The organism is Streptomyces yatensis (assembly GCF_018069625.1).
GTDB classification, from domain to species: Bacteria; Actinomycetota; Actinomycetes; order Streptomycetales; family Streptomycetaceae; genus Streptomyces; species Streptomyces yatensis.
This window is the reverse complement of sequence record NZ_CP072941.1, coordinates 6,675,259-6,684,932: the sequence shown is the minus strand read 5'-3', so window position 1 is coordinate 6,684,932 and position 9,674 is coordinate 6,675,259. Positions and strand designations below refer to the sequence as shown.

Sequence of the window (9,674 nt, the reverse complement as noted above, 5' to 3'; positions counted from 1 at the left end):
GGGGACCTTCAGATCCTCAGATTCCGAGTTCTTTGTCGATGAAGGCGAAGACCTCGTCGGGCGTCGCCTCCTGCAACTTCTCCGTCACGGTCCCGCCCTCGCCGTCGGCCTCCTCGGCCTCGGCCGTACGGGGCTCCGCCCACTTCGCCGCGAGGTCCCGCAGCCGGGCCGCGATGTCGTCCCGTGCCGCGCTGTCGGGGTCGAGGACGGACAGCGCGGACTCCAGCGCGTCGAGCTCCGCCAGCCCGGGGGCGGCGGCCGTACCGCCGTCGCCCACGATCCGGCCGCACAGGAACTCGGCGAGGACCGCCGGGGTCGGGTAGTCGAAGACCAGCGTGGCGGGCAGCTTCTGCCCGGTGGCGGCGGTCAGCCGGTTGCGCAGCTCCAGCGCGATGAGCGAGTCGAAGCCGAGCTCCTTGAACGCCCGCCCGGCGCCGACCTCGTCGGTCGAGGGGTGGCCGAGCGCGGCGGCCGCGTTGGTGCGCACGACCTCCAGGACGACCACGGACTGCTCGGCCCGGGAGATCCCGGCCAGCCGCTTGCGCAGCGCCTCCGCCGGGGATCCGTCCGCGGCCGTACCGGGCTCACCGGCCGCGGCGCCGGGCTCCCGCAGCCGCCGGACCTCGGGCAGTTCGCCGATGAGGGGGCTGGGGCGGACCGCCGTGTAGCCGTAGGCGAAGCGGTCCCACTGGATGTCGGCCACGGCCACGACCGTGTCGGCGTGGTCCAGGGCCCGCTGCAGCGCGGTGATGGCCGCGTGCGGAGCCATCGCCGGGACACCGCCCCGGTCCAGCCGCTCGCCGATGGCGCCGTCGGCGGCCAGACCCGTCTCGCCCCAGCGGCCCCAGGCCACCGAGGTGGCGGGCAGGCCCTGGGCGCGGCGCTGTTCGGCCAGCGCGTCGAGATAGGCGTTGGCCGCCGCGTAGTTGCCCTGTCCGGCGTCGCCGAGGGTGCCCGCGATACCGGAGAACAGCACGAACGCGGACAGGTCGAGGTCGCGGGTCAGCTCGTGCAGATGGCGCGCCGCGTCGGCCTTGGGGCCGAGGACGGTCGCGAACCGCTCCGGAGTGAGCGCGTCCAGGACACCGTCGTCCAGGACGCCCGCGGCGTGCATGACCGCCGTGAGCGGCTGGTCGGCCGGGATGGCGGCCAGCAGCGTCTCGACGGCCTTGCGGTCGGCCACATCGCACGCGGCGACGGTCACCTTGGTGCCCAGTTCGGTCAGCTCGTCCCGCAGCTCGGCCGCGCCCGGCGCCTCCAGGCCACGGCGGCTGGTGAGCACCAGATGCTCGGCCCCGTTGGTGGCGAGCCAGCGCGCCACATGGGCGCCCAGGGCGCCCGTACCGCCGGTGACCAGCGTCGTACCGGCCGGCTTCCACGTCCGTGCGGCGGGGGCACCGGCCAGCGGGGCGTGCGCGAGCCTGCGGGCGAACACCCCGGCCGCGCGCACCGCGAGCTGGTCCTCGCCGTCGGTCCCGGCGAGCACCCCGGCGAGCCGGGCCAGCGCCCGCTCGTCGGGCGATCCGGGCAGGTCGACCAGTCCGCCCCAGCGCTCCGGGTACTCCAGCGCCGCGGTCCGGCCCAGGCCCCAGACGAGCGCCTGCTCGGGCGAGTCCACGGTGTCCGTCTGGCCGACGGCGACCGCGCCCCGGGTGGCGCACCACAGCGGCGCGTCCACCCCGGCGTCGCCCAGCGCCTGGATCAGTACGGCGGTGCCGGTCAGCCCGGCGTTGACACCGTCGGTGCCGGGCGCGGTGCCCTGGTCGAAGGCGAGCAGGGACAGCACACCCGAGACGGTCGCGGTGTCGGCCAGCTCCTCGCGTACCAGGCGGGTCAGCGACGCCCGGTCCGACTCCACGGCGGTCGGGGTGATCTGCCGTACCTCGGCGCCGCGTTCGGTGAGCATCCGGACCGCGCCGAGCGTCCAGTCGTCGATGGCGGCCGACTCGGGCACGGCCAGCAGCCAGGTCCCGGACAGCCGCGGGGCCTGCGCCTCGGTCAGCGAGGTCCAGGTCACGCGGTAGCGCCAGCCGTCCACCGTGGACCGCTCACGGGCCTGCTTGCGCCAGGTGGCCAGGGCGGGCAGGACGGCGCCGAGCGAGGACCGCTCGTCGCCGTCCGCGAACGCGAGGGTGTCGGCCAGCGACGCCAGGTCCTCGCGCTCGACGGCCTCCCAGAAGCGGGCGTCGACGGCGTGGGACGGCGCGCCCGACTCGTCGGCCGGGGTGTCGGCCGGCTGCGGCCAGTAGCTCTGGTGCTGGAAGGCGTACGTGGGCAGCTCGACGCGCTCCGCGCCGGTCCCCTCGTACACGGCGTCCCAGTCCACGCTCACGCCCCGGGTCCACGCCTCACCGACGGAGATCCAGAAGCGGTCCAGACCGCCCTCGTCACGGCGCAGCGACCCGATCGCGGCGGCCTCACGGCCCGCGTCCTCGGCGGTCTCCTGCACACCCATCGTCAGCACGGGGTGCGCGCTGGACTCGATGAACACACCGAAGCCCTCGTCCAGCAGACGGCGCACGGCACCCTCCAACTCGACGGTGCGGCGCAGGTTGGTGAACCAGTACTCGGCGTCCAGCTCCGGACCCTCGACCCACTCCCCCGTCACGGTCGACAGGAACGGCACCTCGGCCGCCTTGGGCTCCACGGGGGCCAGCAGCTCCAGCAGCTCCTCGCGGAGCAGTTCGACCTGCGCGGAGTGCGAGGCGTAGTCCACCGGCACCCGGCGGGCCCGCACCTCATCGGCCTCACACGCGGCGACCAGCTCATCGAGGGCGGTCGGCTCACCGGAGACGACCACCGAGGACGGCCCGTTGACGGCCGCCACCGAGATGCGCTCCTCGCCCCACGGCGCGATCCGCTCCCGTACGTCCGCCACCGGCAGCGCCACGGACACCATGCCGCCCTTGCCCGCCAGCACCCGGCCGATCGCCTGGCTGCGCAGCGCCACCACACGCGCCGCGTCCTTCAGTGACAGGGCTCCGGCCACACACGCGGCGGCGATCTCACCCTGCGAGTGGCCGACCACGGCCGAGGGCCGAACGCCCAGCGAACGCCACAGCTCCGCGAGCGAAACCATCACGGAGAACAACACCGGCTGAACAACGTCCACCCGCTCCAGTGACGGTGCGCCCTCCGCCTCGCGCAGCACATCCACCAACGACCAGTCGGTGAACTCTGCGAGCGCGGCGGCACACTCATCAATACGGGCAGCGAACACCGGTGAAGCATCCAACAGCTCCACGGCCATGCCTACCCATTGTGACCCCTGTCCTGGGAACACGAATGCGGCCTTGCCCCCGATTGAGGCCCCCTGCACCAGGTTGGGCAGGACCTGCCCCCTAGCGAGGGCGTCCAAACCACCGGCGAATTCGTCCCGGTCCGTGCCCACCAGCACCGCGCGCTGCTCGAAGGCGGCACGGGTGGTGGCCAGCGAGTGGCCGATGTCCAGCGGGCGCAGGGCCGGGTCGGCGTCGAGGTGGGCCAGCAGCTTGGCGGCCTGGGCGCGCAGCGCGGCCTCGCTCTTGCCGGACACCGTCCACGGCAGCGCGCCCGGCCGCCGGGTCGCCGGCTCGGTCTCGTCCGGCTCCTCGGCCGGGGCCTGCTCGATGATGGCGTGCGCGTTGGTGCCGCTGAAGCCGAACGAGGACACCGCGGCCCGGCGCGGGCGGCCGGTCTCCGGCCACGCGCGCGCCTCGGTCAGCAACTCGACCTCGCCCGCCGACCAGTCCACGTGCGGGGTGGGCTCGACGATGTGCAGCGACTCCGGCAGCACGCCGTGGCGCAGCGCGAGCACGAGCTTCATCACACCCGCGACACCGGCGGCCGCCTGGGCGTGGCCGATGTTGGACTTGATGGAGCCGAGCAGCAGCGGCTGCCCCTCGGGCCGCTCCTGGCCGTAGGTGGCCAGCAGCGCCTGCGCCTCGATCGGGTCACCGAGCGTCGTACCGGTGCCGTGCGCCTCGACCACGTCCACCTCGGCGGGCGAGAGCCGGGCGTTGGCGAGCGCCTGCCGGATCACGCGCTGCTGGGACGGCCCGTTGGGCGCCGTCAGACCGTTGGACGCGCCGTCCTGGTTGATGGCCGAGCCCCGCACCACCGCCAGCACCGGGTGGCCGTTCTTGCGCGCGTCCGACAGCCGCTCGACCAGCAGCATGCCCACGCCCTCGGCCGGGCTGAAGCCGTCCGCGTCCGAGGAGAACGCCTTGCTGCGGCCGTCGGAGGACAGCCCGCGCTGGCGGCTGAACTCGATGAAGGTGCCCGGGGTGGCCATCACGGTCACCCCGCCCGCGAGCGCGATCGTGCACTCGCCCTGGCGCAGCGACTGGACGGCCAGGTGCAGCGCCACCAGCGACGCCGAGCACGCGGTGTCGACGGTGACCGCCGGGCCCTCCAGACCGAAGGTGTACGAGAGGCGGCCGGAGACGACGCTCGCGGCGCTGCCGGTGGCCAGGTGGCCCTCGTAGCCCTCGGTGTTGTTGCGCATGACGATGGAGTAGTCGGAGCCGTTGGTGCCGACGAAGACACCGGACGGGGTGCCGTGCAGCGTGGCCGGGTCGATGCCCGCCCGCTCGAACGCCTCCCAGGACGTCTCCAGCAGCAGCCGCTGCTGCGGGTCCATCGCCATGGCCTCACGGGGCGAGATCCCGAAGAAGGTGGGGTCGAAGTCGGCGGCCCCGGTGAGGAATCCGCCCTCGCGGGTGTAGCTGGTGCCCTGGGCGTCCGGGTCCGGGTTGTACAGCGACTCGATGTCCCAGCCGCGGTCGCCCGGGAACTCCGACAGCGCGTCGCCACCGGAGGTGAGCAGCTGCCACAGCTCCTCGGGGGTGCGCACACCGCCCGGGAAGCGGCAGCTCATGGAGACGATGGCGATGGGCTCGTCGTCGGCGAGCGCCGCCGCGGTCGGCAGCGCGGCCACGGCCGCCCGCTGCCCGCCCGCGATCTCGGTGCGCAGATGGCGCGCGAGCACCGTGGGGGTGGGGTAGTCGAAGATCAGGGTCGGCGGCAGCTTCAGCCCGCTGGCGGCGCTGAGCCGGTTGCGCAGTTCGACGGCGGTGAGCGAGTCGAAGCCCAGCTCCTTGAAGGCCCGGCCCGCCTCGACGTCGTCCGCGCCCGCGTAGCCGAGGACGGCCGCGACGGCGGTGCGGACCAGCTCCAGCACCAGCCGCTCCCGCTCGGCCTCCGGCACCCCGGCCAGCTGCTGCGCCAGCGCGACCGCGCCCGCGCCGTCCGCCTCGGCGTCCCCGGCCATGTCCTGGATGACGTCCCGCGCCTCGGGCAGGTCGTGCAGCAGCGGACGGGAGCGGCCGGAGGTGAAGGCGAGAACGAAGCGCTTCCACTCCATGTCGACCACGGTCAGCACCGACTCGTCGCGGTCCAGCGCGTGCTGGAGCGCGGTGACGGCCGACCGCGGCGCCATCTCGATGACGCCGTGGCGGCGCATCCGGTCGCCGACGCCGCCCTCGGCCATCCCGCCCTCGCCCCACGGGCCCCAGGCCAGCGAGGTGGCGGGCAGCCCCTGGGCGCGCCGGTGCTCGGCGAAGGCGTCCAGGAAGGCGTTGCCCGGCGCGTAGTTGCCCTGGCCGGGCGCGCCGAAGGTGGCCGCGAAGGACGAGAACAGCACGAACGCGGAGAGGTCCAGCTCCCGGGTCAGCTCGTGCAGATGGCGGGTGGCGTCGACCTTGACCTTCAGCACCCGGTCCACCTGGTCCGGGGTCAGGCCCTCGATCACCCCGTCGTCCAGCACGGCGGCCGTGTGGACGACGGCCGTCAGCGGGTGCTCGGCGGGGATGTCGGCGAGCAGCGCCTCGACCTGGGCGCGGTCGGCCACATCGCATGCGGCGATGGTCACCTTCGCGCCGAGCTCGGTCAGTTCGGACCGCAGATCCGCCGCGCCCGGGGCCTCCAGACCACGGCGGCTGGTGAGCACCAGATGCTCGGCCCCGCCCGCGGCCAGCCAGCGCGCCACATGGGCGCCCAGCGCGCCCGTACCGCCGGTGACCAGCGTCGTACCGGCCGGCTCCCAGGACCGTACGGCGGGCGTGGCGGCCAGCGGGGCGCGCACCAGACGGCGGACGAGCAGCCCGGTGGCGCGGATCGCGACCTGGTCCTCCTCCTCGGCCCCGGCGAGCACGGTCACCAGCCGGGCCAGCGCCTTCTCGTCGGGCGCCCCGGGCAGGTCGACCAGACCGCCCCAGCGCTCGCCGTGCTCCAGCGCGGCCACCCGGCCGAGCCCCCAGACCAGCGCCTGCTCGGGGGATTCGAGGGTGTCCGTACGGCCCACGGAGACCGCCCCACGGGTGGCGGACCACAGCGGCGCGCCGATCTCGGCGTCGCCCAGGGCCTGGACGAGCGCGAGCTGCGCCGCCACTCCGGCGGGGACGGAGGGGTGGTGGGGGTGCGGGTGGCCGTCGAGGGCCAGCAGCGACAGCACTCCGGCGAACGGGATGCCGTCGGTTTCGGTGAGCGCGGCCCGCAGCCGCTCGATCAGCTCGTCGCGGCCGTCGGCGTCGGTGTCCACGGCGATCCGCCGTACGTCGGCGCCGCGTTCGGCGAGCACACCGGCCGCCGCGTCGGTCCAGGTGTCCTCGGTGGCCGGGGCGACGACGAGCCAGGCGCCGGACAGCCGCGCGGGCTGCCCGTCGGCGAGCGGCTTCCAGGTGACGCGGTAGCGCCAGCCGTCCACCGTGGACTGCTCACGGCTCTGCTTGCGCCAGGTGGCCAGGGCGGGCAGCAGCGCGCTGACCCGCTCGTCGCCGTCGACGTCCAGCTCGGCGGCGAGCGCCTGCCAGTCCTCGCGCTCCACGGCCTCCCAGAAGCGGGCCTCCACGGGGTCGGCGGCGGTGGCGGCAGCGGCGGGGGTGCCCGCCTCCAGCCAGTAGTGCTGGTGCTGGAAGGCGTACGTGGGCAGCCCGACGCGCTCGGCGCCCGTACCGTCGAACACCGCCTCCCAGTCGACGCTGACACCGCGCGTCCATGCCTCGCCGACGGAGGCCCAGAAGCGGTCCAGGCCGCCCTCGTCACGGCGCAGCGACCCGATCGCGGCGGCCTCACGGCCCGCGTCCTCGGCGGTCTCCTGCACACCCATCGTCAGGACGGGGTGGGCGCTGGACTCGATGAAGGCGCCGAAGCCCTCGTCCAGCAGGCGACGGACCGCGCCCTCCAGCTCCACCGTGCGGCGGAGGTTGGTGAACCAGTACTCGGCGTCCAGCTCCGGACCCTCGACCCACTCCCCCGTCACGGTGGACAGGAAGGGCACCTCGGCCGCCTTGGGCTCTACGGGCGCGAGCAATTCCAGCAGCTCGTCACGGAGCAGTTCGACCTGCGCGGAGTGCGAGGCGTAGTCCACCGGCACCCGGCGGGCCCGCACCTCATCGGCCTCACACGCGGCGATGAGCTCGTCCAGCGCCTCGGGCTCACCCGAAACCACCGCCGACGAGGGGCCGTTGACGGCGGCGACGGAGATCCGCTCCTCGCCCCACGCCGCGATGCGTTCCCGAACCTCCGCCACCGGCAGCGCCACGGACACCATGCCGCCCTTGCCCGCCAGCACCCGGCCGATCGCCTGGCTCCGCAGCGCCACCACACGCGCCGCGTCCTTGAGAGAAAGAATCCCCGCCACGCACGCCGCGGCGATCTCACCCTGCGAGTGGCCGACCACGGCCGCCGGGACGACACCCAGCGAACGCCACAGCTCCGCCAAGGACACCATGACCGCGAACAGCACCGGCTGAACGACGTCCACCCGGTCCAGCGACGGCGCGCCCTCCGCCCCGCGCAGCACCTCCACCAACGACCAGTCGGTGAACTCCGCCAGCGCCGCGGCACACTCCTCGATCCGCGCGGCGAACACCGGCGAGGCGTCCATCAGCCCGACCGCCATACCGGCCCACTGCGACCCCTGCCCGGGGAACACGAACGCCGTCCGGCCGCCGACGACCGAGCCCTGTGCGACGCCCGCCGCCATACCGCCCTCGGCCAGGGCGGTGAGCCCGGCCAGCAGCTCGGCGCGGTCGTGGCCGCGCACCACGGCGCGGTGGTCGAGCTGGGCCCGGGTGGTGGTCAGCGAGAGGCCCACGTCGGCCGGGCTCAGCCCGGGGTCGGCCTCGATGTGGGCCAGCAGCCGCTGTGCCTGGGCGCGCAGCGCCGCCGCGCTCTTGCCGGACACCGCCCACGGCACCACATCCAGCCGCTTGGCCGACGGGGCCGGTCGCTCGGTGGCTTCCTCGGCCTCCTCGATCTCCTCGGCGGGGGCCTGCTCCAGGATGGTGTGCGCGTTGGTGCCGCTGAAGCCGAAGGAGGAGACGGCGGCCCGGCGCGGGTGGTCGGTCTCCGGCCACGGGGTGGTCTCGGCGAGCAGCGACACCGCGCCCGCCGACCAGTCGACATGCGGGGTCGGCTCGTCGATGTGCAGGGTCCTGGGCAGGACGCCGTGGCGGATGGCCATGACCATCTTGATGATGCCGGCGACACCGGCCGCCGCCTGGGTGTGCCCGATGTTGGACTTGATGGAGCCGAGCAGCAGCGGCCGGTCCTCGGTGTGCTCCTGGCCGTAGGTGGCCAGCAGCGCCTGCGCCTCGATCGGGTCGCCCAGCGTGGTACCGGTGCCGTGTGCCTCCACGGCGTCGACGTCGGCCGCGGAGAGGCGGCCGTTGGTGAGCGCCTGGTGGATGACGCGCTGCTGGGACGGCCCGTTGGGCGCGGTGAGCCCGTTGGAGGCGCCGTCCTGGTTGATGGCGCTTCCGCGGACGATCGCCAGCACCGGGTGGCCGTTCTTCCGCGCGTCCGACAGCCGCTCGACCAGCAGCATGCCCACGCCCTCGCCCCAGCCGGTGCCGTCCGCGGCGGCGGCGAAGGGCTTGCAGCGGCCGTCGGCGGCGAGTCCGCGCTGCCGGCTGAACTCGGTGAACGTCGAGGGGGTGGCCATCACCGTGACACCGCCCGCGAGCGCGAGCGAGCATTCGCCGTTGCGCAGCGCCTGGACCGCCATGTGCAGGGTGACCAGCGACGACGAGCACGCGGTGTCGACGGTGACCGCCGGGCCCTCCAGACCGAAGGTGTACGACACCCGGCCGGAGGCGATGGAGCCGGAGCTGCCGGTGCCGAGGAAGCCCTCGACGCCCTCGGGCACGGAGTCGAGCCGCGAGGTGTAGTCGTGGTACATCACGCCCGCGAAGACGCCGGTCCGGCTGCCGCGCAGCCCGGTCGGGTCGACCCCGGCCCGCTCGAACGCCTCCCAGGACGTCTCCAGCAGCAGCCGCTGCTGCGGGTCCATCGCCATGGCCTCGCGCGGCGAGATCCCGAAGAGCGTGGGGTCGAAGCCGCCCGCGTCGTAGAGGAAGCCGCCCTCGTTCACATAGCTGGCGCCCGCCTGGTCGGGGTCGGCGTCATAGAGCGACTCGATGTCCCAGCCACGGTCCGTGGGGAAGCCGGAGATGGCGTCCTCGCCGCCCAGGACGAGCTGCCACAGCTCCTCGGGGGTGCGCACACCGCCCGGGTAGCGGCAGCTCATCGCGACGATCGCGATCGGCTCCTGGTGCCGCTCCTCGACCTCGCGCAGCTGTCGGCGGGCCTGACGCAGGTCGGCGGTGGCCCGCTTGAGGTAATCCCGGAGCTTGTCCTCGTTATTCACCATTGCGTCGGCTCCTTGCGAAGAGGGAGGGGGTGCTCATGTG

At 74.3% G+C, this 9,674-nt stretch carries 1 protein-coding gene; it reads right to left on the bottom strand.

Translation table 11 applies throughout. The features are described from left to right. Nucleotides 1-16: 16 nt before the first annotated feature. The gene (locus J8403_RS27725; protein ID WP_425519905.1) at nt 17-9,631 is read right to left on the bottom strand and encodes a type I polyketide synthase; all 9,615 of its coding nucleotides are present in this window, start codon (nt 9,629-9,631) and stop codon (nt 17-19) included. Nucleotides 9,632-9,674: the final 43 nt, after the last annotated feature.